Here is a 25,324-nt window from a genome sequence, read left to right as displayed (position 1 = left end):
TCAAGAAAACGGCCGGTCCTGCCGCGAGCGAAAAGCCTCAGCCCGCGCAAGCCTTGCCGGTCACGCGCTCGTTCTTGACCACGGTCGCGACCATCCTGGCTGCGACGGCTTCAAAATCCGCCGGTTTCAAATAGCCTCTGGCATAGGCGTCCTGCGTCAGGCGGTCGATCCGCTGGTCGTCGGTGGTCGACCATTGCTTCGCGATGTAGTCGGCGCCGAGTTGGCCGTAGGTCTCGGGGTAGCGCTCGGTCTGGTTCTGGCGGTGATAATAATATTCATTGAGGCCGCTGATAAAACGCTTGCGATCCTCGCCGGCACAGCGGCTGGCCCACGGCAGGTCCAGAGCCCTGAAAGCATCCTTTCGCTGCGAGGCCCGGCCTTCGACCGTGATGTACTCATTGGAGCCGAAAGCCTTGCCGCGATTCACCTCCAATATCGGCGGCGGCGGAGGCGCCGCCGGCGCGAATGCCCAGCTGGCGACCAGCGAGATCGCGAGAGCCCAGACGATGAAGAACAATCTCACCGGCGGACCTGCTCGGCTGGCCCCTCGCATGCGGACATCGGGTTGCCCTGGCTGTTCGCGAGCGACATCACCGCCATTTGCAGCCCGGGCGGGAAATCGGCCTTGCTGACGCCGCCTTTCTCAAACGCTTCGTGCAAGGCCTCGCGCACTCTCAAGTCGAGCGGCGTCGAATAAGTTGCATTGGCCTTGTCGTATACGGGATCGCAGTTTCGGAACATCGGGTTGCATTTCCCGATTTCGGAATATGCCATTGCGTAGGCCCGTGTGGCGGCGACCAGGTTGGCTTTCATTGTCTTGTCACACGGCGACAGGGCATATCCGGTGGCCGCCTGGAGAGTATCCGCCCGCAAGGGGTTACGTTTGGCGTTTTCCGGATCCTGCAACTGTTGCTCAGCCAGTCGTTCGCGTTTCTTCTCGCTGCTATTATCGCCAAACGTCGCACTAACGGTCGGCTCCAGCGGTTGGGCGCCGACCGGGCTGGGGAAGCGCATCGGAAAGCCGCGCGAGGCCCAGGACACGCCGACGAAGGCGGTAACGAAGGCCATGCACACATAAAGAATGAAGCGGGTCATCGAGAATGCTCGCGGAGATTGCCGCGGCAAAATATACCCTGGCGGGTTAACGCATCCGTCGACGCCTTGTCGTCGTGCGGGGCAAGGTAATCGAAGCGTAAATCGCAGCCGCGGCATTCTCGTCGAATTTGATCCGGACGGGAATCCGGCACCGTTCACGGCGATGCCTGAGACTACGGGCTTGCGGCCGCCTGCGCCGCCGCTTTCCGCAGACAATCCCGGCACAGGCAATCGCCGCCATCGACCGGCATCGGCAGGCGAATGGTCTCTTCGGCGCACCAGCAGGGCCCCGACAGGGTGCAGGTGAATTCGGTTCCGCAGCCGGAGCAGGTGAGGCGGCGCGGGGCCGGAATTTCTAACCGATTTGTCATGAATCGAAGCGCTTCGTGAGCTGGTTTTAATTCGGGGTTCATCCCGAAGGTGTCTATGATCGGCGCAAAGCATACGCCTAAAGAAGCCGAACAGACAGTCCAGGGAAATCCGATGGCCCGCGATTCGAAAGCCGCTCTCGTCGCGCTCAATCGTTTCGGGTTCGGCGCGCGCGGCGGCGCCTCCGGCGATTTCATCAACGCGGCTTCCGATCCGCGCGGCTTCGTCAAGGCGGAACTGGCCCGGCCGAACGGCGGGCTGCTCGAGGTGCCCGGATTGCTGTCGACCCCGGCATTGGGCAGCGCGGTGTTCGCCTATCAGTTCGAGATCCAGCAGGCGCGGGACGCCGCCGCGAAGATGCCGGCTTCCGAAGCCAATCCGGTCGATGACGCCAAGGCGCAGCGGCGAAATCTTTCGCTCAGCCGCATCGCCCAGGACCTTGCCGGAAAAGATCCGGCCGCAACGAAGCCGGCGATGCAACCGGAAAGCGGCAGCGCCGGTGCGGCGATGGTTTCGCCGGAGGCGATGCAGCCCAATGCGCCGAAGCCGCCGCCTCAGCCCCTCAATATCATCCAGAAGACCTACCGCGCCGAGGCGCTGGCGCGGCTGCAGCGCGCGACGCTGGCCGATTGCGGCTTCGTCGAGCGGCTGGTGGTGTTCTGGTCCAATCACTTCTGCATTTCCGCCAACAAGGGAGGGCTGGCGCGGATGTGGGCCGGCTCGTTCGAGCGCGAGGCGATCCGGCCTCACGTGCTCGGCCGTTTCGGCGACATGCTGAAGGCGGTCGAGCAGCATCCGGCCATGCTGTTCTTTCTCGACAACCAGCAGTCGCTCGGCCCGGAATCCCGCGCCGGGCAAAATCGCAAGCGGGGTTTGAACGAGAATCTCGCCCGCGAGATCATGGAGCTGCACACGCTCGGCGTCGATGGCGGTTATTCGCAGGACGACGTGACGTCGCTGGCGCGCATCATCACCGGCTGGACCTATGCCGGACGGCAGGGACAGCTCGGCGCGCCCGGCAGTTTTGTCTTCAACGCCAATGCGCATCAGCCGGGCGCCCAGAGGCTGCTGGGAAAAATCTACGAGAACAATGGCGTTGCGCAGGGCGAGGCGGCGCTGGCGGATATCGCCCGGCATCCCTCCACCGCGAAATTCATCGCCACCAAGTTCGCGCGTCACTTCGTGGCCGACGATCCTCCGCCGGCCCTGGTGGCGCAGCTGCAGCAGGCGTTCGCCAGATCCGACGGCGACCTGATGGCGCTGGCGACCGCACTGCTGGAGTCCAATGAGGCGTGGTCCGCGCCGCTGACGAAGGTGCGCAGTCCCTATGAATTCCTGGTAGCGGCCGGCCGGCTGCTGGCGCGCATTCCGGAAGAGCCCGGCCGCTATCTCGGCGGTCTCAACGTGCTGGGCCAGCCGCTGTGGTCTCCCGCCGGACCCAACGGATTTCCCGATAGCAACGCGGCATGGGCGGCCCCCGAGGGGATGAAACTGCGGCTCGACATCTCGGCGCAGATTGCCTCGCGTCTCGGCGACAGCATCGATCCCAGCACACTGCTTGAATTCGCGCTGGCCGACGCCGCCTCGCAGGAAACCCGGCGGGCGGTCGAGCGCGCCGAATCGCGGCAGCAGGCGCTGGCGCTGTTGTTGATGTCGCCGGAATTCCAGAGGAGATGACGATGGATTGCAGCGTATGCCCGACATCGGCGGCAACCTCGCGCCGCGCGCTGCTGCTCGGCGGCGCATCGTTCGCGGCCTGGGCCTATCTGCCGAAATTCGCGTGCGCCGCCGACGGCCGCGATCCGCGGCTGGTCATCGTCATCCTGCGCGGCGCGCTGGACGGCCTTGCCACCGTGGCGCCAACAGGCGATCCCGACTATGCCGGCCTGCACGGCTCGATCGCGTTGGCCTCGAGCGGCCCGCGCGCCGCGACCGCGCTGGATTCATTCTTCGCGCTGCATCCGTCGATGCCGGAATTCGCGCGGATGTATCGCGAGAAGCATGCCGCGGTGGTCCATGCGGTGGCGACGCCGTATCGCGAGCGTTCGCATTTCGACGGACAGGACGTGCTCGAAAGCGGCTTTGCCGGGCCGGGCCGGGTGCAATCCGGCTGGCTCAACCGCGCGCTGGAAGCCTTGCCGAGAGGCGAGCGGGTGATGGGCGGCCTCGCCATCGGTCCGACCACGCCGCTGGTGCTGCGCGGCGCGGCGCCTACGGTCGCCTGGGCGCCCGCCAACTTGCCGCAAGCCGCCGACGATACCGCAGCCCGCCTGGTCGAACTCTACCGGCATCGCGATCCCGCGCTGGCGACGGCGCTGACGCAAGGCCTGCAGCTCGACAAGGCGGCGCAAGGCGACGACATGAAGCCGAAGCCGGGCGCGGGCGGTGCTGCTGCGATGAAGCTGGTGGCGCGCGGCGCCGCCAAGCTGATGTCGGCGGACGACGGCCCGCGGATCGCGGCGCTGGCGTTCGACGGCTGGGATACCCATGCCAATGAAGGCGGCGCGGTCGGCCGGCTGGCGCAGTTGCTGTCGGGCCTCGACGGCGCGCTGGCGGAATTCGAAAGCGGCCTGGCTGCGCGCTGGCGCGACACCGTGGTGGTGGTCGCCACCGAGTTCGGCCGCACCGCGCGCATCAACGGCACCGAGGGCACCGACCACGGCACCGGCACCGTGGCGCTGCTGGCCGGCGGCGCGGTGAAAGGCGGGCGGGTGATCTCCGACTGGCCGGGGCTGAAGCCCGCCAGTCTCTACCAGGGCCGCGACCTCGCGCCGACCACCGACCTGCGCGCGGTCATCAAGGGCGTGCTGCACGACCATCTCGGCCTCGCCGAGCGTGTGCTGGCGGAGGCGGTATTTCCCGACAGCGCGCCGGTGAAGCCGATCAAGGGGCTGGTGGGGTAGGTTCTCGTTTAACCTCTCCCCGCTCTTGGCGGGGAGAGGTCGGAGGCGGTGCGTAGCGCCGCCTCCGGGTGAGGGGCAAGGCGATGCGCGGGCCAGATCGCAAGACGATCCGAATCGCAAGAAAGCTACGCGTCAATCAAACCGACGCGGAGACTGTTCTCTGGAATCGTATTCGCAATCGGCAGGTCGACGGACATAAGTTCGTCCGCCAGCAACCGATAAGCGGCTACGTCTGTGATTTCGTCTGTCGGGAAAGACGTCTTGTTGTTGAGGTCGACGGCGGGCAGCATAATGAATCTGTTGCGGATGCCATCCGTGATCGTCGGTTGACCGAGGAAGGTTACAAAGTCCCTTCGATTCTGGAACAACGAAGTGCTTGGTAATCTCGAAGGCGTCCTGATGACGATTCAAGCCGAGCTATTGCAGTAAGGCCCTGCTGCCTCTTAGCCTCGCCCCGCTTGCGGGGAGAGGTCGGATCGCATCGCAGATGCGATCCGGGTGAGGGGGTACAGGAGCATCAATAAGGTGAATGCGCGGAGAGAGCCCCTCACCCCAACCCTCTCCCCGCGAAGAGCGGGGAGAGGGAGCAGGCCGTCGCCGTCTCAATCCATCTTCACCCCTTCGTAATCCCGTCGATCTCCGCAAGCTCCTCCGCGCTCAGCGTCCAGCCGATCGCCTTGACGTTCTGCTCGACCTGCTCGACGCGGGTGGCGCCGGCGATCACGCTCGACACCTGCGGTTGCGACGCCAGCCAGGAGAACGCCAGCTCGAGCATGCTGTGGCCGCGCGCTTGCGCGAAGGCCTGCAGCTTCTCGACGATGTCCTCGTTGCGCGGCGTGACGTAGCGGTCGCGCAGCGCGGGCGCCTTGGCAAAGCGGGTGTCGGCGGGTGCTGCGGCGCCGCGCCGGTATTTGCCGGTCAGCAGGCCGCTCGCCAGCGGGAAGAACGGCAGCAGCCCGAGCCTGTATTCCTGCGCCGCCGGCAGCAGATCCTTTTCGATGTCGCGCACGACCAGGCTGTATTCGTCCTGACACGATACGAACCGGTTGACGTTCATCTGCCGCGCGGTGAGTTCGGCCTCGGCGATGCGCCAGGCCGGAAAGTTCGAATTGCCGATGTAGCGCACCTTGCCCTGCCGGATCAGGTCGTCCAGCGCCCGCAAGCTTTCCTCGATCGGCGTCAAGGGATCGTATTCGTGCTGCTGGTAGAGATCGATGTAGTCGGTCTTCAGCCGCTTCAGGCTGGCCTCGACCGCCGACATGATGTAGCGCCGCGACGCGCCCTGCCTGGTGCCGTCGGTCGCCATCGGCTTGGAGTATTTGGTCGCCAGCACGATGTCCTTGCGGCGGTCGCCGAGCACTTCGCCCAGCACGGTCTCCGAACCGCCCATCCCCGCGTAGATGTCGGCGGTGTCGAACAAAGTGATGCCGAGGTCGATCGCCCTGTGAATCACCTTGCGCGAGGTCTCGAGGTCGGTGCGCTGGCCGAAATTGTTGCAGCCGAGGCCGACGGCGGAAACGCGCAGGCCGGAGCCGCCGAGATTGCGAATTTGCATGGATCGATCCTGTGCGGATGGAGGCGCGAGACGGGACGATATTGTGGCCCGGCCGCGCTGCAGCCGCAAGGCGCGGCGCTGCCGCGCGGGTCAGGCCTGCGCGGGCAGCGGCTGCAACCGTCCGGAGGCCGGAGCCGGCGCGGCCGGCGCATTTCGCAGCGCCGCTGCGGTCATGCGGCGCACCGATCGTTCGGCGTCGCGCGCGATCGCCTTGCGATCCGCGCTGATGTCGTAGGCGACCGCCTCGCCCCAGCTCACGGTGACGTCGACGGCGCCCGACGCCAGCACGCGGGCCAGATGCGGAATCAGGTCGGCGTCGCCGTACCACGCCACCCGCTCGCGCAAGGCCCGGCCCAACGGCACGCCGCTGAAGCTGACATAGGCCAGCGACATCGGCTGCACGGTGACGTGGGTGTGGTGCGCCGAAGTGCCGAGCGCGTGATGCACCGCGCCGACCAGCGAGGAGCGGAACGGCAGCACGCGGATGCCGTCGCTCGAGGTGCCCTCGGCAAACAGCACCACCGCGTCGCCGCCGAGCAGCCGGCCGGCGATCTCGCGTGTCGCCGCCCCGGTCTGATGCCGCGCCTGCCGGTTGATGAAGATGGTTCGCTGCAGTTTCGCCAGCCAGCCCAGCAGCGGCCAGCCCGCGACCTCGCTCTTGGCGACGAACACCACCGGCCCGAGCGCCGAAATGACGCAGATGTCCAGCCACGATGCGTGGTTGGACAGGATCAGCGCCGGGCTATCGGCCGTTCGCAGGCCGACCTCGCGGATCCGCACCCCGATCAGCGCGCACAGCATGCGGTGATACAGGTGGGGAATGCTCCGCTGCAGCCGCAGGTCGAAGGCGAGGCCGATCAGCTGGAACGGCAGCAGCACCAGCGTGAGGGCGACGAAGGCAAGGGCGATGGCTGTGACGCGGATCATGCGGCGGTCGAACCTGGACGCTGGCGCGGCGATCGCGCCGCGGGGGTTATACGCAACGCAACAAACGGCACCGCAAAAAAATGCGGCCCCGGTCAGACGCGGCGACTGACGGGGACCGCTTGGGGCGCGTGATCTGTGACGGGGGGCCTGATCAGACGCGAGCGCAACCTAACCTTGCTTTGTTACGCCGGCATGACAGGCGGACTTATCCACAGGCCTTGCCCGGCCGAAGCCCGTCAAAACAGCTTGCGGTAGACGACAAATCCGGAGCGCTCCGCCACCTTGTCGTAAAGCTGCATCGCGGTGAGGTTGGTTTCGTGGGTTTGCCAGTAGACCCGCGATAATCCGGCAAGTTTCGCCTGCTCATAGACGCCGTTGATCAGCGCTCGTCCGACGCCTTTGCCGCGCGCGGCCTCGCTGGTGAACAGATCCTGCAGATAACAACTCGGCTCGATGGCCGTGGTGCTGCGGTGGAAGAGATAGTGCGTGAGGCCGAGCAATTCTCCGCCACTCTCGGCGACCAGCCCGTGCACCGGCTCATAGGCATCGAAGAAGCGTGCCCACGTCATTCGCGTGATGTCGGGGGAAAGCGCGGTCGCGCCCGAGCGCCCGTAAAACGCGTTGTATCCGTCCCACAAGGGCAGCCATTGGTCGTAGTCCCGCCGGGTGACGAAACGGATCGAGAGGTCGCTGGGCATTGGTGATCCTGCATGGATGGAGGAAGCGTCATCGGCGCGCGCCGGCCGATGACGGTGCGCCCTTATTAGAGACAGCGCCGGAGAGGATCAATCTCGGTTCGATGCTGGATCGGCCTGCTATTCGGCGGCGCGCAGGTGCCGGGCGAGGCTGCGTTCGCCGCCGCCGCGCAGCGACCGGTAGTAGTCGGCGCTGGCGGGGTCGTCGGTGTGGCGCACCAGGTCGGTCACCGGCGTGTAGCTCAGCATGCGTCCGCCGTCGGGCAACGCCGTGCAGCTGAAGCGCAGCACCTGTCCATCCCTGAGGTTGATGTTGATCGGCGTCGAATCGCCCGACCGTATCATCTCGGTGCGCCGGGCGATGAAGGCGCTCAACTCGTCCTCCGGCAGCTCGAACGCGCCGGTATCGCGGCCGTGATACATCAGCGCGATGAAGGGCGGCTTGCTGTCGGCCTTCGCATCGGGAAGCGAGAAATAGCTGCGGAAGGCGCGGTTGATGAATTCGGCGCGGGTGTCGGAATCGAGCAGCACGATGCCGATGTCGACCTGGTCCAGCGCCGCCCGCAGCCGCTCCGCGGTGGCGTAATGCCGGTGCTGCCAGGCGAAGGCGTCGACCCATTTCTGGCGCAGCAGGCCGGTGATGACGGCGGTGCCGGCCGCGGTCAGCGCCAGCAGCACCATGCGCACCAGGTCGGATATGTCGTAGCCCGGCGTCGCGCGATGGTTGAGGAAGAACAGCGCGGACGAAACCACCGCAATGGCGGCGCTGGTGAGCCCGGAGGCGATGCCGCTCAGCGAAGCCGCGAACGCCACGATGCAGACGAACAGCGGCGCGGGGTTGGGCACCGCAACGAGATTGCGATCGACCAGGAAGGCGAGCAGCGCCGTCGCTGTCGTCAGGGCCGGCCCGGAGATTGCGCGCCAGTCGAACTGCATGTCTGGCCTCGTTGCGTGACGAGAGTAAGGGCCGCAGCATGACGCATGGTTGCAACATCGGAAGGATTTCCTGCGCCAGCCCTAAAAGGCGGTTGACTCGATCGAGGCGGATTTCCGATCTGTTGCATCAAATGATACCCGATTGCCGATGGAACCGGGTTCCATGCTGATCCGTTCAGCCGCGGACCTTTCGAAAGGACGTTCATGCCCACCACTTCGCCCGCCGTGTTGCCGGTTCTCATGCTGTTTGCCTCCAACGTCTTCATGACCTTTGCGTGGTACGGCCATCTCAAGTTCAAGGGGAGCTGGCTGCCGCTCGCGGTGGTGGCGAGCTGGGGCATCGCGTTCTTCGAATACTGGCTCGCGGTGCCGGCCAACCGCTGGGGCAACGCGGTCTATTCCGCGGCGCAGCTCAAGACCATGCAGGAGGTGATCACGCTGGTGGTGTTCGCCGGCTTCTCGGTGCTGTATCTGAAGGAGCCACTGGGCTGGAATCACGGATTGGGTTTCGCGCTGATCGCGGCGGGGGCGTTCTTCATTTTTCACAAGTGGTCGTGATTTCTCACTTCACCCGGGGGCGCAGGCAAAGGAGGCCGCCGCTTGTTTGCTGGTCGCCTGGATGAGCGATAGAACATTGCAAATTCCTTCAGAAGGGCGGGAATAATCGTTTGGTGGTCCGAGCTGCGTGGTGGCAGACATTCACTCACGCGCTCGCAATTCAAATGAGCGCGGTACTTGCATCTGCGAGAACTTCGCGGCCGGAATGCCCGCTCCCGAGCGCTACGCCTGAGGCGGAGCCGGCGTGAGGCCGTGTCGGCGCATGATCTCCGCCATCTTTGCTCGGTCCGGTGGACCGCCAGCCGCCGCGTCGATCACCTCGGCAGACTCGCGGAAATACTGCGGACCTATCGCGGCTGGTGTGATCACGCAGAGTGCCTTCACGTCCCGGCTTCCGTTATTATCGAACCGGTGAATGGCGCCTCGCGGAATGCATAGCGCCTGCCCCGGCCCGACGTCGATTTGTTTTCCGGCGACGGTCCAGGTCAACACTCCGTCGATGCCGTAGATCGTCTCTTCATAATGGTCGTGGCTATGCGTTGGAGCCGCCAGGCGCGACGCGCCGGGGACAATGAGCTCAAAGGCCGCGATGCTGCCGCCCGAGTTGTCTGCGGTGAGCAGGAAGCGCACCGCGAGCGGCCCGAGATGGATGGTCTCGTCGGAAGGATTGACGCGGAGATCGATGGCCTCTTGCAGCATGAGCGTCTCCTGCGGTAAATTGCATTGACTTGAACTGTAAATGCAATTTACTTAGGCTGTCAATTGTCAATGACGTCATCGCCAAAAAGTTCACCAGTCGAAACGAGGGATATGCTCATCGGCGCACTACTCCGCGTCCCGGCCCAGGCAATCCAGCGCCGCCTTATCAAGGAACTCAACGCGGCCGGTTTTGACGAGCTGCGCCTGCCACATATGGCGGTGCTGAATTTTCCCGGTCCGGATGGGGTTCGCCCAGGAACGCTCGCCGAGCGCTCCGGCATGAGCAAGCAAGCCATCAACCAGCTGCTCGGGAGCCTCGAAGGCCTTGGTTATATCGTCCGGTCCGACGTGCCGGACGAGGGCAGCGCGCGCGTCGTCCACTTCACCAAACGTGGACGTGCCGCATATTCAAAAATCCACGACATTCTCCGCGACGTCGAGCGCGAGTGGAGCGCCGAGCTCGGGCCCAGGCGTTTCGCACAGCTCAAAGAGCTCCTGTCTCTCGTCTGGGAAAGCCCGTTGATTCGTTAAGCCAGGTTCGTCCGGCGCTCTTGCGACGGCCAGCGCTATTGTCGCGCAAACCGGACAGGCAAATGCCAGGGGTCCTGGTGGATGCGTTACACTTCGACAGATCGAACAGTTCGATCGGCGAAATTGCTGCAATTCCCGCGCACCGGCTTCACTACTGGCCGCATGCGACGGCCCGGCCGAACGGCCGGCGACCACGGAAGAAATGATCCATGCCTAGCGGATGTTTCCCGGGGAGGGCGGCATCGACCTGGTCTCGCTGATACGTGCGATGCCGTCGGATATCGCCGTCAGCATCGAAGTTCCGACCGCCGAGCTTGTCATGACGGCGGATGCGAAGGCTCGCGCCCGGCGCGCGCTCGGCGCTGCCAGGGAGGCGATAGCGGCGGCGAGAAGCAGACCATGGAGCCCGGTTCTGATTGAATCAGAACCGGGTCTCTTGATCTTGACGCGTTTTCATTCGCATGGCTGGTGCCCGGGCCGGCGCTAGGCGAGATTTGCCGAAGCTGATAGCGATTCCAGTCTCACAGGGATCAAGGATCGGACGATGGATAACCGCAGTGACATCTGGCGTGGCATCGACGCCATCAAGGCGCGTTTCATCGCCCTGAGCGACAACGTCTGGGCGATGCCCGAAGTTTGCTACACCGAGGCGCGCTCCGCCGCCGAACATCTGGCCGAGCTGCGCCATCAGGGTTTCCGCATCGCAGAGAATGTCGCAGGCATTCCCACCGCCCTGATGGGCGAATGGGGCGAGGGGGGGCCCATCATCGCCTTCCTCGGTGAATACGACGCGCTGCCCGGCCTAAGTCAGGAGGCGGGCGTGGCGGAGGCCCGGCCGGTGGAGGCGGGAGGGCATGGCCATGGCTGCGGCCACAATTTGCTCGGCTCGGCCGCCTTGCTTGCCGCCACGGCGGTGAAGGATTGGCTTGCCGCCCACAAGGTGCCCGGACGCGTGCGCTATTACGGCTGCCCAGCGGAGGAGGGCGGCGCAGCGAAGGCCTTCATGGTGCGCTGCGGGGCCTTTGAAGACGCCGACGTCGCCATTACCTGGCACCCCAACAGCTTTTGGGAGGTGGCGGTAACTCCTTCGCTGGCCAACACGCGGGCCGATTTCATCTTCACCGGGCGCACCTCGCACGCCGCGGCCTCGCCCCATCTCGGCCGCAGCGCGCTCGACGCGGTGGAACTGATGAATGTTGGCGTGAACTACATGCGCGAGCACATGCCCAGCGACGCCCGCGTACACTATGCCTTGCTGGACACCGGCGGCATTGCCCCCAATGTGGTGCAGGCCCATGCCCGCGTGCGCTATTCCATCCGCGCCCGCGACCTGCCCGGCATGAACGAACTGGTGGAGCGCGTCCACAAGATCGCGCAGGGGGCGGCGCTGATGACCGAAACCAGGGTCGAGATGCGGATCATTTCCGCCGTCTCCAACCTGTTGCCCAACACCCCTCTCGAGGAAACGCTGCACCGGGTCATGGAGGAACTGGGTCCTCCGCATTTCGACGCGGCGGACGAGGATTTCGCCGCAAAAATCCGCGCGACGCTGACCGACGAGGACATCGCCACCGTCTATTACGCCATCGGCATGGATCCCACCGACCGCCCGCTGGCCGATTTCCTCGTGCCGCTCGACGCCAAGCGCAACCCCCTCATTGGTTCGACCGATGTGGGCGACGTCAGCTGGGTGGTCCCGACCGTTCAGGTCCATGCCCCGACGATCGCCATCGGCACCCCGCTCCACACCTGGCAGGTCGTGGCGCAGGGCAAGAGCCCGGCCGCCCACAAGGCCATGGTGCAGGCCGCCAAGGCCATGGCGGGGCTCGGCGTCAAGGCACTGACGGAACCGGATCTGATCGCCGCCGCCAAGGCCGACCTCAAGAAACGCACGGCCCGCACGCCCTATGTCAGCCCGCTGCCGGACGATGTTGCACCGCCGCTGGACATGTCCCTGACCTGATCCTCAACCAGACTGGGTGAACAAATTTATTGCACTCCGGGGTGCATTTAACCGCGCTTTGGCGTGTCAAGGCCGCCGGATTGCCGAAGCGATGTGCGGCGCCGCATGTTTCTGCCCAAGCAAAAATCATGGCCGCTTCGCCATCCTCCGGGTTGTCGATCACGGGATGTTGACCTCCGGGGCATTTGGTGTGCCATCTTACCGGCGAACACCCGACGCTGCCGCCCGGCGGCGCACCGCAACAAAACCAGAACCATACGGGGACAACGATGCTGGACACCGAACTGCGAACCATGATCGACGAGGTGAAGGACGGGCGCATGGATCGCCGCGGCTTCGTCCAGCGTATGCTGGCCTTCGGTCTCACCGCGCCGATGGCGACGCAGCTGCTCGCCATCGGTGGCGTGGCCATGGCCCAGAGCCCGGCCCCCTACAAGCCGACCAAGCGCGGCGGTGGCGGCCCGCTGAAGCTGCTGTGGTGGCAGGGCGCGACGCTGCTCAATCCGCATTTCGCCACCGGCACCAAGGACCAGGATGGCTCGCGCCTGTTCTACGAACCGCTCGCCAGCTGGGATGGCGACGGCAATCTCAACCCGATCCTCGCCGCCGAAATTCCGTCGATCAAGAATGGCGGCCTCGCCGCCGACGCGAAGTCGGTGACCTGGAAAATCAAGCCCGGCGTCAAATGGCATGACGGCAAGCCGCTGACGGCCGACGATCTGGTGTTCACCTGGGAATATTCCAACGATCCCGCCACGGCTGCCGTGAGCAAAGGCGTCTACGGCGACATCAAGGTCGAGAAGGTCGACGACCTCACGGTCCGCGTTCTGTTCAAGGCGCCGACCCCGTTCTGGGCCAACGCCTTTGTCGGCGCCTATGGCTGTATCCTGCCGAAACATTTGTTCGCCGAGTACAAGGGCGCGAAATCCCGCGAGGCGCCGAACAATCTGAAGCCCATCGGCACCGGTCCCTACAAATTCGTCGAGTTCAAGCCGGGCGACGTCGTGCGCGGCGAGATCAATATGGACTATCACATGCCGAACCGGCCGCATTTCGACACGGTCGAGATGAAGGGCGGCGGCGACGCCGTCTCGGCGGCGCGTGCCGTGATCCAGACCGGCGAATATGATTTCGCCTGGAACATGCAGGTGGAAGACGAAGTCCTGCTGCGGCTCGAAAAGGGCGGCAAGGGCAAGACCAGCTACGCCGTGGGCGGCGACATCGAATTCATCATGATCAACTTCACCGACCCCAACACCGAGGTGGACGGCGAGCGGTCCTCGATGAAGACGAAGCACCCGATCCTGTCCGATGCCAAGGTGCGCAAGGCGCTCAGCCTGCTGGTCGACCGCGAAGCCGTGCAGAAGGTCATCTACGGCCGCGCCGGACGCATCACCGCCAACTACCTGAACGGGCCGGCGCAATACGTCTCGAAAAACACCTCGTGGGAATTCAGCATCGAGAAGGCGAACAAGCTGCTCGACGAGGCCGGCTGGAAATTGGGAGCGGACGGCGTCCGCGAAAAGGACGGCAAGAAGCTGAAGCTGGTCTACCAGACCTCGATCAACGGCCCGCGTCAGAAGACCCAGGCGATCGTCAAGCAGGCGTGCCAGAAGGCCGGCATCGACGTCGAACTGAAGTCGGTGGTGGCGTCCGTGTTCTTCTCCTCCGACGTCGCCAATCCCGACACTTACTCCAAGTTCTACGCCGACCTCGAGATGTTCCAGATCCCGATGACGCAGCCGGATCCGGCGCTCCATATGCGGCGCTATCTGTCCAAGAACGTCGCGACCAAGGAGAACAAGTGGCAAGGCCAGAACTTCCCGCGCTGGGTCAACAAGGAGTTCGATGCGGCGATTGAACAAGCCGAGGGCGAGATCGATCCGATCAAGCGCGCCAGCCTTTACATCAAGGCCAATGATATCATGTGGCAGGACACGATGGTGATCCCGGTGATGCACCGCCTGAAGGTGGAAGCCACGTCCAACTCGCTGCGCCCGGTGCTCTCCGGCTGGTCCAACGAAACCGACAACATCCAGGACTGGTACCGCGAGGCGACGGGATAGCCGCGAAGGGATTTTTCCCTCATGGGTCAGTATGTCCTGCGTCGCCTCCTGATCGCGGTGCCGAGCTTGCTCGGCATCTCGCTCGTGCTGTTCATCGTGCTGGCGCTGGCGCCTGGCGATCCCTTCAGCGAGCTTGCGACCAACCCGAACGTGCCGCCCGAAGTCGGCGCGGCGCTTCGGGCCAAGTTCGGCCTCGATGATCCTATCTACATTCGTTACCTGCGCTGGCTGGCGGCGATGGCGCAGGGCGATTGGGGCTTTTCCTTTGTCAGCCGGATGAATGTCGACACGCTGATCCTGCAGCGGCTGCCGACCACGCTCTACGTGATCGGCTCGGCGCAAATCCTGGCGCTGCTGGTGGCGATCCCGGTCGGCGTATTCGCCGCCACACGGCCCTATTCGATCTTCGACCAGATCGCCAATACGCTGGCCTTCATCGGCTTCTCGTTGCCGACCTTCTTTACGGGGCTCCTGTTCATCCTGATCTTTTCGGTGACGCTCGACTGGCTGCCGTTCGTGTATTCGACCGACGTCAAGGGCACCGGGATTAGCTGGCTGTTCGGGCAAATCCGGCAGGCCATCATGCCGGTCATGGTGCTCGGCCTGTTTCAGGGCGCGTCCATGACCCGCTTCGTGCGCTCGGCGATGCTGGACGTGATCCGGCTCGACTATGTCACGACGGCCCGCGCCAAGGGACTCGGGCAGGCCAGGGTCATCGTCAAGCACGCGATGCGCAATGCCATGATCCCGGTCGTCACCCTGATCGCACTGCAGATGCCGGCGATTTTCGGCGGCGCCATCGTCACCGAGCAGATCTTTCGCATTCCGGGCATCGGCTCGCTGCTGATCTCCTCCATTCTCTCCAACGACACGCCGGTCATCATGGCCGTGACCTTCGTGTTCGCCTGTCTCGTAGTGTTCTTCAACCTGATCGCGGATGTGCTGTATGGCTGGCTTGACCCTCGCATCTCCTTCCGCTGAGCGGCGCACCTATTCGCCGTGGCGGGAGACCTGGCGGCGTTATCGCCGGCACCGGCCGGCAACCGTCAGCGCCGTGCTGCTGCTGGTGCTGATCCTGGCCGTCGTGCTCGGCCCGTTCGTCTGGCGCGTCGCCATCAACGAGATCGACATCACCGCCGGCCTGCAGGGTCCGTCGCTGGCACATCCGTTCGGCACCGACGATCTGGGACAAGATATCCTCGCCCGCATGATCTATGGCGGGCGCATCTCGCTCGCCGTCGGCCTCGCGGCGATGATGGTCGCCGTCATCGTCGGCACGCTGATCGGCGCGCTCGCCGGCATGTCGCGCGGCGCGTTGGGGCATGCGCTGATGTGGCTCACCGATCTATTCCTCTCGATGCCGCAATTGCCGCTGCTGCTGCTGCTGATCTACCTGTTCCGCGACGGGCTGAAAGCCGTGTTCGGCCCGGAGGGCGGCATCTTCATCTTGATCGTGCTGGTGATCGGCGGCCTGCGCTGGATGCCGGTCGCCTGCCTGGTGCGCTCCCAGTTCCTATCGCTGCGCGAGAAGGAGTTCGTCGAGGCCGCGCGCGCGCTCGGCGCCAGTCCGGTGCGGCAGGTGGTGCGTCACATCCTGCCGAACGCCGTCGGACCGGTGATCATCGCGGGCACGATCGACGTGGCCGCGGCCATCATCGCGGAATCGACGCTGTCCTTTCTCGGGCTCGGCTTTCCGCCGGATACCCCGACCTGGGGACGGCTGCTTTACGATGCCAAGGACTTCCTCGACATCGGCCCGCACTGGGCGCTGTTTCCGGGTGGCGCCATCTTCATCGCGGTCGTCGCCATTAATTTCATCGGCGACGGCTTGCGCGACGCGCTCGATGCGCGGCAGGTGATCTGATGCCGCCCCTGCTCGAGATCAAGGGCCTGAAAACCCACTTCGCCACCGACGACGGCATGCTGCAGGCGGTCGACGGTGTCGACCTCACGCTCAACAAGGGCGAGACGCTCTGCGTGGTCGGTGAGTCCGGCTGCGGCAAGACGGTCACGGCGATGTCGATCCTGAAGCTGATCGCGATGCCGCCGGGCCGCATCGTGCAGGGCGAAATCCTGTTCGAGGGCCGCGATCTGGTGCCGCTGACCAGCAGCCAGCTCGACGACATCAGGGCCAAGGAGATCGGCTTCATCTTCCAGGAGCCGATGACCTCGCTCAATCCGGTGCTGACCGTCGGCGAACAGGTCGCCGAGAGCCTGCGCCGTCACGAAGGCCTGTCGAACAAGGACGCGCTCGAGCGCACGGTCGAGATGTTCAAGCTGGTGCAGATCCCCAATGCCGCGGGCCGGCTGCACGATTACCCGCACCAGTTCTCCGGCGGCATGCGCCAGCGCGTGATGATCGCGATGGCGCTAGCCTGCAAGCCCAAGCTCGTCATCGCCGACGAGCCGACCACCGCGCTCGACGTCACCATCCAGGCACAGATCCTCGATCTGCTGCAGGACATGAAGGAACGCTTCGGCATGGCCGTCATGCTGATCACCCATGCGATGGGCGTAGTGGCCGAAACCGCGCAGCGTGTCGTGGTCATGTATGCCGGCAAGGTGGTGGAAGAGGCCGATGTCGACAGCCTGTTTGCCAGTCCCGGCCATCCCTATACCCAAGGCCTGATCCGCTCGATCCCGCGCATCGACCTCGCCAGCGAGCACAAGACCCGGCTCGAGGCGATCGGCGGCACGGTGCCGATCCTGATCAATCCCGCGCCGGGCTGCCGCTTCGCGCCGCGCTGCCGCCACGCCATGCAGATTTGCTCCGAACAGGAACCGGTGCTGCGCGAGATCGCGCCCGGTCACCGTATGGCCTGTCATCTCGGAGCGGCGCCATGAGCGAAGTTCAAACCAGCGAACCTTTGCTGCGGGTCACCGACCTGAAGAAGTATTTCTCGGTCAAGGGCGGATTGCTGTCGCGCGAGCTCGGACGCATACATGCGGTGGACGACGTGTCGTTCGAAGTCAGGCGCGGCGAAACGCTGGGCCTGGTCGGCGAGTCCGGCTGCGGCAAATCCACCACGGCGCGCTGCGTGCTGCGGCTGTTGGAGCCTTCCGCCGGTGAGGTGATGTTCGACGGGCAGGACGTGCTGAAGCTCGGCGGCACCGATTTGCGCGCGATGCGGCGCAACATGCAGATCGTGTTCCAGGACCCGTTCGCCTCGCTCAATCCGCGCATGACCGTCGGCGCCATCCTCGGCGAAGCTCTCACCATCCACCAGCTCGGTTCCTCCGCCAGCGAACGTGAAGCGCGAGTGGCGAGCCTGCTCGTCAAGGTCGGGCTGAAGGCCGAGCACATGCGCCGCTACCCGCACGAATTTTCCGGCGGCCAGCGCCAGCGCATCGTGATTGCCCGGGCGCTTGCGGTGGAGCCCAAATTCATCGTCTGCGACGAGCCGGTTTCGGCGCTCGACGTTTCCATTCAGGCGCAGGTGATCAACCTGCTGGAAGATCTGCAGGCAGAGCTGAACCTCACCTACCTGTTCGTGGCCCACGATCTTTCGGTGGTGGAGCATATTTCCGACCGCGTGGCGGTGATGTATCTCGGCCGCATCGTCGAGCTCGCCAGCGCCAGCGACCTCTATCGCCATCCGCAGCACCCCTACACGCAGGCGCTGCTATCCGCCGTGCCGGTGCCGGACCCGAAGGTGAAGCGCAAGCGGATCCGCCTGCAAGGCGATGTGCCAAGCCCGATGAACCCGCCGCAAGGCTGCCACTTCCATACGCGCTGCCCGGTCGCCGAGGCTCGCTGCAGGCAGACTGCACCCGAACTGAAGCAAGGAAGCGACGGGCATTTCGTGGCCTGCCATCTGGCGTGACGCGAAGCCATGAATGCAATCCTATGAGCGCCGCCGCTCAGACGACGTCGCGCGCGCGCAGGTCCGCAATCGCATCCGCGCCATAGCCGAGCGAGATCAGCACTTCCTCGGTGTGGGCGCTGAGTTCGGGCGCCATCGAATCGAGCCTGCCGGCGCCATGGGCGAGCTGGAAGCCGCTGCCGGCGAAGCGCAGGCGGCCATAGGGCGTGTCGATCTCCTGAATGGCGCCGCGCGCCGAGATCTGCGGGTGATCGATCACCTCCTCGATCTTCCAGATGCTGGCGCAGGGCGCGCCTGCCGCCTCGAGGATCTTCTCCCACTCGCGCGGGTCCCTGTTCGCGAGCGCTTGCTCGATGATGGCGCGCAGCGCCGGCTCGTTTTGCTGCCGCGCGAACCAGTCGGAAAAGCGCGGGTCTTCCAGCGCGTCGGCGCGGCCGAGCGCGGTCATCAGCGCGCGGTATTGCTTCTCGCTGTTCACCGCGAGCAGCAGATAGCCTTCGCCCGCCCTGAACAGGTTGGCGGTCGGCCTGCGGCTCACCGCCTGATTGCCGGACAGTTGCTGGCGATGGCCGGCGACGGTGTAGTCCGCCACCTGTCCCGACAGAAACGCCAGCGAGGCCTCGAGCATGGAGACGTCGACCATCTGCCCCTTGCCGGTGTGGGTGCGCTGGAACAGCGCGCTCGATACGCCGAACGCGGCGGTGGCGCCGGACAGCACGTCGCATACCGCGAAGCCGGCGCGGGTCGGCCCGGTCTCCTCGTGACCCGTGATCGCCATGATGCCCGACAGCGCCTGGATCTTGCCGTCGTAGCCCGCGCCGGATCGTTCCGGGCCGGTCTGGCCGAAGCCGGAGATGGCGCAATAGATCAGCCGCGGATTGATCGCCGACAGCGCGGCGTAGCCGATCCCGAGCTTGTCCATCACGCCGGGCCGGAAATTCTCCATCACCACGTCGACCCCTGCTGCGAGCTGCTTGACGATGGTGATCGCTTCCGGCTTCTGCAGGTCGAGCGTCAGGCTGCGCTTGTTGCCGTTGATCGCCTGCCAGCCCGGGGCGAGGCCGCGCTCGGCCCATTCGCGGCTGAGCGGGGTGCGGCGCATGTCCTCGCCCTCGCGGCGCTCCACCTTGATGACGTCGGCGCCGAGCAACGCGAGCTGGTAGCTCGCATAGGGGCCGGCCAGCACCTGCGTGAAGTCGAGAATCTTCACGCCTTCGAACGGTCGGGTCACTCGGGCGTCCTCCTGATTCTTCCCTCTCCCCTTGTGGGAGAGGGTGGCTTCGCGAAGCGAAGACGGGTGAGGGGTCTGTCGCCGCGAACACCGAATGCGCTGTGAGATATCCCTCATCCGGCGCCATAGCCGATGCAAGGCATCGGCGTTCTAAGAGACGGCGGCCGGAGGCCGTCTACGCCACCTTCTCCCACAAGGGGTGAAGGGAAGCCGTCGCCTCAGGCGGCCCGGTTGCCGCGCGCGATCTCCTTTTGCTTGTCGAATTCGGCCCGGCGCCGCGCCAGTTCTTCCGGGCTCATCTGCGCGACGTTGTTGTAGTCGAGCTTCCAGGAGGCATCCTCGCTCCAGCGCAGCGGCGACTGCATCGTGGTGCGCGCGCCGAAGGCCCGCTCGAGCAGGCTCAGCGCCAGCTCCAGCGTCAGCGCCTGCGACTCGACGTCGTGCGGCCTGCCGGCGGAATTGCCGAGCGGGAAGTCGGAGAACAGGAAGCGCGGCACGGCCGCGTGTTCGACGATGTCCTTGGCGCAGCCCATCACCACGGTGGAGATGCCGTTGGCTTCGAGGTGGCGGGCCACCAGCGCGGAAGTCTGGTGGCAGACCGGGCAGTTCGGCACCAGCACCGCGACATCGACCTTGTCGGCGAGGCAGCGGGCGAGGATATCGGGAGCATCGACGTCGATGGTGACCCGGTGGCTGCGGTTGGTCGGCGCGCCGAAGAAGCGCGGCGCGACCTCGCCGATCCGCCCCGAGGCTTTAGCCTTCAGGAGCTGCGGCAGCGGAAACCAGGTGCCGCTGTCGGTCGCCGACGTATGCTTGCGGTCGTAGCCGATATGCGAGATGCGCAGGTCGTGCGGCTTCGAGGTGTCGCCGTCATAGACTTGGTAGAACTTGGCGCCGCCGTTATAGGCCGCACCGGGGCCCTGATCGCCCTTCGCCGGATCGTAAGGGGCGGCGGTGGTGACGATCGTCACGCGCGATTGCGCCAGCGGCTTTTTCAGCGGCTGGAACGGCGCATCGACATGGTGCGCCCAGCGATAGGGCGTGGTGTAGCCGATCGCGGCGTAATAGTCGCGGGTGCGCTGCATATAGGGGATCGGGGAATCGTAGTCGGGCGCAAAGCCAAGTTGGTCATCGAGCGAGCCTGGCATGGTCGTGTCTCTCCTGCGCTTGCACCGTCGGATCATCAATCGAGCTTCGGCCAGACTAGAGATCGCCCGGTTCGGGTCAAGCCGCGATCGCGCGGCAAGCTCCGGCGCTGGCGCAGAGGCGGCATGACGAAGCGAGCGGGCATGCCATCTCGATCCGTCCGGTTCTTTGCCGGTTGTCTCCGATCGCGCATGGGCCGAAGATCAGGCTTGTATCGCGAATGGAGAATTGAATGCGAACTGATTTCGAGACGATCACGGTTTCCCGCGACGAAGATCACATCTTGCTGGTCACGCTCAACCGGCCCGAGGCGTCGAACGCGCTGAATACGCGGATGGGGCTCGATCTGGTGGAACTGTTCGAGACGCTCTCGACCGACCTGGCGGGCCTGCGCGCGGTGATCGTCACCGGCAGCGGCGCCAAGGCGTTTTGCGCCGGCGGCGATCTGAAGGAGCGCAACGGCATGACCGACGCCAGCTGGCAGTCGCAGCATCTGATCTTCGAGCGGATGGTGCGGGCGATGATGGGATGCCCGATCCCGCTGATATCGGCCGTCAATGGCGCGGCCTATGGCGGCGGCTGCGAGATCGCGGCGGCGTCGGATTTCGTCTACGCCGCCAGCCACGCGCGCTTTGCCCTGACCGAGGTGACGCTCGGCATCATGCCCGGCGCCGGCGGCACCCAGAACCTGGCCCGCGCCGTCGGCGAACGCCGGGCGAAGGAACTGATCCTGTCGGGCCTTCCCTTTACCGCCGCGGAGGCGGAGGCCTGGGGCCTGGTCAATCGCGTGGTCGAACCCGCCGAACTGCTGGAGACCACCCTCGCAATCGCCCGGCGCATCGCCGCCAACGGGCCGATTGCAGTGCGTCAGGCCAAGCAGGCCATTCATCGCGGCCTGCAGATGTCGGTGGGGGACGGCCTGGCGTTCGAGATCGAGGCCTACAATCGGCTGGTCCCCACCGCAGACCGCCGCGAAGGCGTGCTGGCGTTCAACGAAAAGCGCAAGCCGGTGTTCCGCGGGCAGTGAGCGGCGGTGCGCTGCGTTGCTGACGGTGGCTCACGCGTTCATGCCGGCTTCGTCATTTCGCCGCCGGCGACACCCGCAGGATCCGTCCCGCCGAGCTGTCGGTGAGTAGCCACAGCGCGCCGTCCGGGCCCTGCCGCACGTCGCGAATGCGTTCGTTGAGGTTTTGCAGCAGGCGTTCCTCTGATGTCACGCTGTTGCCGTTGAGCGAGAGCCGCACCAGCATCTTGTCCTTGAGCGCGCCGGTGAACAGGCTGCCGGTCCACTTCTTGAACAGCTTTCCGGTATAGAATGTCATGCCGGACGGGGCGATCGACGGCACCCAGTATTTGACCGGCTGCTCCATGCCGTCCCTGGCGGCGCTTGGCGCCGCTATAATCGATGCCGTAGCCGATCACCGGCCAGCCGTAGTTCCTGCCCTTGCCGATGATGTTGACCTCGTCGCCGCCGCGCGGGCCGTGCTCGATTTCCCAGAGTTCGCCCGACGCCGGATTGATCGCGAGGCCCTGCTCGTTGCGGTGGCCGTAGCTCCAGATCTCCGGTTTTGCGTCAGTGCGGCCGAGATAAGGATTGTCCGATGGCGCCGAGCCGTCGGGCGCGATGCGGATGATCTTGCCGAGATGGTTGCCGAGATTCTGCGCCTCGTCGCGCCAGGTGAAATGATCGCCCAGCGTGACGAACAAATTGCCGTCATTGGCCTGCACGATGCGGCAGCCATAATGATTGCCTCCCGACAGCGGCCCCTCCTGCCGGAAGATGACCTTGACTTCGTCGAGCCGGCCGCTGCCGTCGTTCAGCCTGGCCCGCGCCACCGCGGTGCGGCCGCCGCCGCTGGCGCGCTCGGCGTAGCAGAAGAAGATCGTCCTGTTCTGCGCGAAGGCTCTGTCGGTGACGACGTCGAGCAACCCGCCCTGGCCGGAGGCCCACACCTCCGGCACGCCTTTCAGCGGCGGCGACAACTGTCCTTCCGAGGTGACGAGGCGCATGCGGCCGGGACGCTCGGTCACCAGCATGCGGCCATCGGGCAGGAACGCCAGCGACCACGGATTGGTGAGACCGCCGGCGATGGTCTGGACCTCGAGCTGCCCCGCCGACGACGCGAACGAGGTGTTTTCGCCGCGCGTCGAGGTGACGATCAGGAACGTCGCCGTCAGCGCGGTCGCAACCGTCAACGAAGCCGTCACGAGGACTACTGGTGTCTTGGTCATGGTTGCCCGTTCGCGATGACATCACCGCTGGCAGTTGTGCGATACGACAGGTCTTCAGCGTTACGCCGGAATTGGCATCGCCATGGAAACCTTGATCGAGAACACCGTGAGGGTGACGATCAGGCACAGCGACAGCGCGCCGACCGCGAGCGAGGCCGCGACGGCGTGGGTCAGCCGGGACGAAGCAACAGGCGCCGGGCGGCCGTGAAAGCCCAAGGCGCCGAACGACCGGATCATGGCCGAAATCCTTCACTGCGCGGGCGAATCACCCGCACGCCCGCAAAATCTCGCAGGAATCGCGGGCAGGATTGCGGCGGGGCGTGGCTCGAAGATGGCAAAATGACGGCGGCGCGGGCGGTTATGCCTGCTGTTTCCCGGCCTCACGCCTCGGCGGCGATGCCGGGGGTATCGTCGACCTCGCTGCCGGGCTGCCAGTCCATCGGGACGAATCCCGGTGTCCGTTCGACCCGCCGCAGCCAGGCGCGGATCGCCGGGAAGGTCGAAAGGTCGTAGTCGCACTGCTCGGCGACATGGGTGTAGCCGTACAGCGCGATGTCGGCGACGGTCATCTGGCCCGCGGCGAAATTCTCGTGGGTCTTGAGGTGGTTTTCCATCACCTGCAACGCGCCGTAGCCGCGTTCCATCCAGTCTTCCAGCGCGTGGGTCTGCAGGTCGCGGCCGCCCTTGACCAGCGCCAGCCAGAAATAGGCGGCGCCGATGTTCGGCTCCAGCGCGTGCTGTTCGAAGAACATCCACTGCAGCGCCTCGGCGCGCTCGATCCGCGATTCCGGCGCCAGCGGCGTGCCGCCCGCGACATACCAGAGGATGGCGTTGGACTCGGCGAGGTAGCGGCCATCCCCGACTTCCAGAAGCGGCACCTGACCGCTGGGATTCTTCGCGAGAAAGTCCGGCGTTCGGCTCTCGCCGCGCAGAATGTCGATTTCGATGGCGCGGTAGGGCGCGTTCAGCAGCGCCAGCGCAAGGCGGACCTTGTAGCTGTTGCCGGAGCGCTGCATCGAATAGAGCTTGTACATCTTGAATTTCATTCTCGGTGAAAACGGCGGGTGCGCCGAGTGAGCCCGCCTTGTCGCGCCGCAACGCGGCTAAACAATGATGCCGTTGCAGGTAGGCCGCAAGGCCCGCGAGATGGAAAAGCTGCAAAACCTCTACCGCACTGCAACCGCGCAGAACAATGTGCCAGCAGGCGTCAACAATTCAGATCACGCTTGCGCGATGCACTTTCAGCGCCGGCGCCTGGCGATCCCGCACCGCGCGCCGCAGGGTGAAAACGAAAGTCAGCAGCAACAGCGTCAGGCCCAGCGGCAGTCCGGTCGCTCCGGCGACGCCGCGCGACAGCAGCGGCACCATCCACGCCGCAGCCAGCAGGCTGATCTCGTAAGGGTGGAACCCGCGGTTCAGTCCATGGCGCGCGAGAAACGCGATCGCGACCGCCAGCACCACCAGGTCGTAGTCGAGCACATAGGGCGTCGCGAGCAGGCTGCCGCTCGCCAGCGCCGAGGCCTTGAGCTCGAAGGCGGCATCGCTCTGCCAGAGCCATGCCAGAGCCGCGGCGAGCGCCAGCGCCAGCGCGATCTGTATCGCATAGGCCGACTGCACGCCGGCGCCCCACATCCGCGCCGCCGAAAACACCGACTGGATCTTCTCCCAGCCGGTGCCGCCCTGTTCGAGCACCACGACTTGCGTGAAATTCATGGAATCGATGAACGCCTGCCAGACGCCGCCGCCGAGCGCTGCAAAACTGACCGCGACCAGCGCGGCTACCGTGGCCGCCGCCGCGCCGATCGTGTTCCACCGTGCGCCCGCCAAGAGCGCCACCGGAATCAGCACGCCGAATTGCGGCTTGTAGGCGAGGGCGCCGATCAGCACGCCCGCGAGCCAGGGCCGGCGGTCGAGCAGGTGCAGCGCGCCGCCGAGCAATGAAGCGGTGAGAAATCCGTTCTGGCCGTGGCCGATATTGACGAACACGGCCGGAAAGGCCGCCGCGACCAGCAGCGTTTCGGGGCGCGGCAGGATCGCGCGCATCACCGCCAGATAGGCCGCGAAACTGGCGGCGAGCCAGATCGCCAGCCCCCAGGCATAGGGAACCGCCGATACGAGAACGGCGACCGCGAAGAAGAACGGCGGATAATGCCAGCCATAGAACGGCACCTCGCGGCCGCCGAACACGGCCTTTTCGGCGGCATGCTGCAGCGCCGGCTGGTAGGCCTCGGCGGGGTTGCCCTGCCAGGTCAGGCGGCCGGCGGCGTAGACGTTGGAAAAATCGGTGCCGACCGGCTTGCCGTTGCGGTCGATCAGGCCGTCCGACAGCGCGATCCAGCCGGCCACCGCCAGCGCGCAGATGCCGAGCAGGATCAGGCTGTAGCCGCGGATGCGCGCCGGGGTCAGCCAGCCGCCGGATCGCAACCCATGCCGTATCCCTTGCCAGATATGAGTCATTTCGCCGCAGAATTTTATGAATATTGCGCAACCGTAGCGGGGCCGTTTTAACGTTCCCTAAAGTTTGGCCGCATCCGGCCAAGCTTCTTGCGATGCAGCGTGGCCCGCTTTAGGGTGCCTCGATCCCATCAGGAAGA

The 25,324-nt window shown here is 65.4% G+C and carries 24 protein-coding genes and 2 pseudogenes; 12 read left to right on the top strand and 14 right to left on the bottom strand.

What is annotated here, in order from left to right; all coding sequences use genetic code 11:
- Positions 1 to 37 precede the first annotated feature (37 nt).
- The 3 genes from KMZ68_RS21615 to KMZ68_RS26075 all read right to left on the bottom strand — a co-directional run bounded on the left by KMZ68_RS21615 (position 38) and on the right by KMZ68_RS26075 (position 1,466).
- Entirely contained in the window at positions 38 to 523 is a 486-nt protein-coding gene (locus KMZ68_RS21615; protein WP_249779442.1) for a hypothetical protein, read from the bottom strand.
- A complete protein-coding gene (locus KMZ68_RS21610; protein ID WP_215613179.1) occupies positions 520 to 1,095 on the bottom strand; it encodes a hypothetical protein in 576 nt (191 codons plus the stop codon). The genes KMZ68_RS21615 and KMZ68_RS21610 overlap by 4 nt, the downstream gene beginning before the upstream one ends.
- Before the next feature lie 173 nt (positions 1,096 to 1,268).
- On the bottom strand, positions 1,269 to 1,466 hold the full coding sequence (locus KMZ68_RS26075; RefSeq protein WP_249779441.1) for a hypothetical protein: 198 nt from the start codon (positions 1,464 to 1,466) through the stop codon (positions 1,269 to 1,271).
- A 112-nt stretch (positions 1,467 to 1,578) separates the two neighbouring features.
- Here KMZ68_RS26075 and KMZ68_RS21605 point away from each other — a divergent pair, with 112 nt between their 5' ends.
- The 3 genes and pseudogenes from KMZ68_RS21605 to KMZ68_RS21595 all read left to right on the top strand — a co-directional run bounded on the left by KMZ68_RS21605 (position 1,579) and on the right by KMZ68_RS21595 (position 4,796).
- Positions 1,579 to 3,141 (top strand): DUF1800 domain-containing protein, encoded by a 1,563-nt coding sequence (locus KMZ68_RS21605; RefSeq protein ID WP_215613178.1) that lies wholly within the window; start codon positions 1,579 to 1,581, stop codon positions 3,139 to 3,141.
- Positions 3,138 to 4,367, top strand: a complete 1,230-nt coding sequence (locus tag KMZ68_RS21600; RefSeq protein WP_215613177.1) for a DUF1501 domain-containing protein — start codon at positions 3,138 to 3,140, stop codon at positions 4,365 to 4,367. Before KMZ68_RS21605 ends, KMZ68_RS21600 begins: the two co-directional genes overlap by 4 nt.
- An 83-nt stretch (positions 4,368 to 4,450) precedes the next feature.
- Positions 4,451 to 4,796, top strand: a pseudogene (locus KMZ68_RS21595) (endonuclease domain-containing protein).
- A gap of 184 nt (positions 4,797 to 4,980) precedes the next feature.
- On the opposite strand, the gene KMZ68_RS21590 reads toward KMZ68_RS21595, so the two are convergent.
- From KMZ68_RS21590 to KMZ68_RS21575, 4 genes are all read right to left on the bottom strand, one after another.
- On the bottom strand, positions 4,981 to 5,922 hold the full coding sequence (locus tag KMZ68_RS21590) for an aldo/keto reductase (RefSeq protein WP_215613176.1): 942 nt from the start codon (positions 5,920 to 5,922) through the stop codon (positions 4,981 to 4,983).
- A gap of 90 nt (positions 5,923 to 6,012) precedes the next feature.
- Positions 6,013 to 6,849 carry a lysophospholipid acyltransferase family protein gene (locus KMZ68_RS21585; RefSeq protein WP_215613175.1) on the bottom strand — a complete coding sequence of 279 codons (837 nt, stop codon included), beginning with the start codon at positions 6,847 to 6,849 and terminating at the stop codon, positions 6,013 to 6,015.
- A gap of 236 nt (positions 6,850 to 7,085) precedes the next feature.
- Complete coding sequence (locus tag KMZ68_RS21580; protein ID WP_215613174.1) at positions 7,086 to 7,547, bottom strand: GNAT family N-acetyltransferase; 462 nt, start codon at positions 7,545 to 7,547, stop codon at positions 7,086 to 7,088.
- Positions 7,548 to 7,664: 117 nt separating this feature from the next.
- Positions 7,665 to 8,480 (bottom strand): PAS-domain containing protein, encoded by an 816-nt coding sequence (locus tag KMZ68_RS21575; protein ID WP_215613173.1) that lies wholly within the window; start codon positions 8,478 to 8,480, stop codon positions 7,665 to 7,667.
- 204 nt (positions 8,481 to 8,684) lie between these two features.
- Here KMZ68_RS21575 and KMZ68_RS21570 point away from each other — a divergent pair, with 204 nt between their 5' ends.
- A complete protein-coding gene (locus tag KMZ68_RS21570; protein WP_215603365.1) occupies positions 8,685 to 9,038 on the top strand; it encodes a DMT family protein in 354 nt (117 codons plus the stop codon).
- 222 nt (positions 9,039 to 9,260) lie between these two features.
- Here the strand turns inward: KMZ68_RS21570 and KMZ68_RS21565 are convergent, their stop codons facing one another.
- Positions 9,261 to 9,737 (bottom strand): cupin domain-containing protein, encoded by a 477-nt coding sequence (locus tag KMZ68_RS21565; RefSeq protein WP_215613172.1) that lies wholly within the window; start codon positions 9,735 to 9,737, stop codon positions 9,261 to 9,263.
- 111 nt (positions 9,738 to 9,848) lie between these two features.
- Between KMZ68_RS21565 and KMZ68_RS21560 the strand changes: the two genes are divergently transcribed.
- The 7 genes from KMZ68_RS21560 to KMZ68_RS21530 all read left to right on the top strand — a co-directional run bounded on the left by KMZ68_RS21560 (position 9,849) and on the right by KMZ68_RS21530 (position 18,121).
- Complete coding sequence (locus tag KMZ68_RS21560) at positions 9,849 to 10,268, top strand: MarR family winged helix-turn-helix transcriptional regulator (protein WP_215613171.1); 420 nt, start codon at positions 9,849 to 9,851, stop codon at positions 10,266 to 10,268.
- A 544-nt stretch (positions 10,269 to 10,812) separates the two neighbouring features.
- Positions 10,813 to 12,231, top strand: a complete 1,419-nt coding sequence (locus tag KMZ68_RS21555) for a M20 family metallopeptidase (protein WP_215613170.1) — start codon at positions 10,813 to 10,815, stop codon at positions 12,229 to 12,231.
- A gap of 269 nt (positions 12,232 to 12,500) precedes the next feature.
- Positions 12,501 to 14,297 carry a peptide ABC transporter substrate-binding protein gene (locus tag KMZ68_RS21550; RefSeq protein WP_215613169.1) on the top strand — a complete coding sequence of 599 codons (1,797 nt, stop codon included), beginning with the start codon at positions 12,501 to 12,503 and terminating at the stop codon, positions 14,295 to 14,297.
- A 21-nt stretch (positions 14,298 to 14,318) separates the two neighbouring features.
- On the top strand, positions 14,319 to 15,278 hold the full coding sequence (locus KMZ68_RS21545) for an ABC transporter permease (protein ID WP_215603360.1): 960 nt from the start codon (positions 14,319 to 14,321) through the stop codon (positions 15,276 to 15,278).
- The gene (locus KMZ68_RS21540; protein WP_215613168.1) at positions 15,244 to 16,161 is read left to right on the top strand and encodes an ABC transporter permease; all 918 of its coding nucleotides are present in this window, start codon (positions 15,244 to 15,246) and stop codon (positions 16,159 to 16,161) included. The genes KMZ68_RS21545 and KMZ68_RS21540 overlap by 35 nt, the downstream gene beginning before the upstream one ends.
- Positions 16,161 to 17,141: an ABC transporter ATP-binding protein gene (locus KMZ68_RS21535; protein ID WP_215613167.1), complete on the top strand. Its 981-nt coding sequence runs from the start codon at positions 16,161 to 16,163 to the stop codon at positions 17,139 to 17,141. Before KMZ68_RS21540 ends, KMZ68_RS21535 begins: the two co-directional genes overlap by 1 nt.
- Entirely contained in the window at positions 17,138 to 18,121 is a 984-nt protein-coding gene (locus KMZ68_RS21530) for an ABC transporter ATP-binding protein (RefSeq protein ID WP_215613166.1), read from the top strand. The genes KMZ68_RS21535 and KMZ68_RS21530 overlap by 4 nt, the downstream gene beginning before the upstream one ends.
- Before the next feature lie 37 nt (positions 18,122 to 18,158).
- Here the strand turns inward: KMZ68_RS21530 and KMZ68_RS21525 are convergent, their stop codons facing one another.
- Together KMZ68_RS21525 and KMZ68_RS21520 are read right to left on the bottom strand one after the other, a co-directional pair.
- On the bottom strand, positions 18,159 to 19,352 hold the full coding sequence (locus tag KMZ68_RS21525) for a CaiB/BaiF CoA transferase family protein (protein ID WP_215613165.1): 1,194 nt from the start codon (positions 19,350 to 19,352) through the stop codon (positions 18,159 to 18,161).
- A gap of 218 nt (positions 19,353 to 19,570) precedes the next feature.
- Positions 19,571 to 20,500: a glycine reductase gene (locus KMZ68_RS21520; RefSeq protein ID WP_215613164.1), complete on the bottom strand. Its 930-nt coding sequence runs from the start codon at positions 20,498 to 20,500 to the stop codon at positions 19,571 to 19,573.
- A gap of 230 nt (positions 20,501 to 20,730) precedes the next feature.
- Here KMZ68_RS21520 and KMZ68_RS21515 point away from each other — a divergent pair, with 230 nt between their 5' ends.
- Positions 20,731 to 21,525, top strand: coding sequence for an enoyl-CoA hydratase/isomerase family protein (locus tag KMZ68_RS21515; RefSeq protein WP_215613163.1), 795 nt, complete (start codon positions 20,731 to 20,733; stop codon positions 21,523 to 21,525).
- Between the two features lie 52 nt (positions 21,526 to 21,577).
- Here the strand turns inward: KMZ68_RS21515 and KMZ68_RS21510 are convergent.
- From KMZ68_RS21510 to KMZ68_RS21495, 4 genes and pseudogenes are all read right to left on the bottom strand, one after another.
- Positions 21,578 to 22,730, bottom strand: a pseudogene (locus KMZ68_RS21510) (PQQ-dependent sugar dehydrogenase).
- A 60-nt stretch (positions 22,731 to 22,790) separates the two neighbouring features.
- Positions 22,791 to 22,967 (bottom strand): hypothetical protein, encoded by a 177-nt coding sequence (locus KMZ68_RS21505; protein WP_215613162.1) that lies wholly within the window; start codon positions 22,965 to 22,967, stop codon positions 22,791 to 22,793.
- A 143-nt stretch (positions 22,968 to 23,110) separates the two neighbouring features.
- Positions 23,111 to 23,764, bottom strand: coding sequence for a glutathione S-transferase family protein (locus KMZ68_RS21500; protein ID WP_215613161.1), 654 nt, complete (start codon positions 23,762 to 23,764; stop codon positions 23,111 to 23,113).
- A 181-nt stretch (positions 23,765 to 23,945) separates the two neighbouring features.
- Entirely contained in the window at positions 23,946 to 25,187 is a 1,242-nt protein-coding gene (locus tag KMZ68_RS21495; protein ID WP_215613160.1) for a glycosyltransferase family 87 protein, read from the bottom strand.
- Positions 25,188 to 25,324 lie beyond the last annotated feature (137 nt).

Source organism: Bradyrhizobium sediminis (assembly GCF_018736105.1).
Classification (GTDB): Bacteria; Pseudomonadota; Alphaproteobacteria; order Rhizobiales; family Xanthobacteraceae; genus Bradyrhizobium.
The sequence above is the reverse complement of the archived record's forward strand: the minus strand, read 5'-3'. Positions and strand labels throughout refer to the sequence as shown.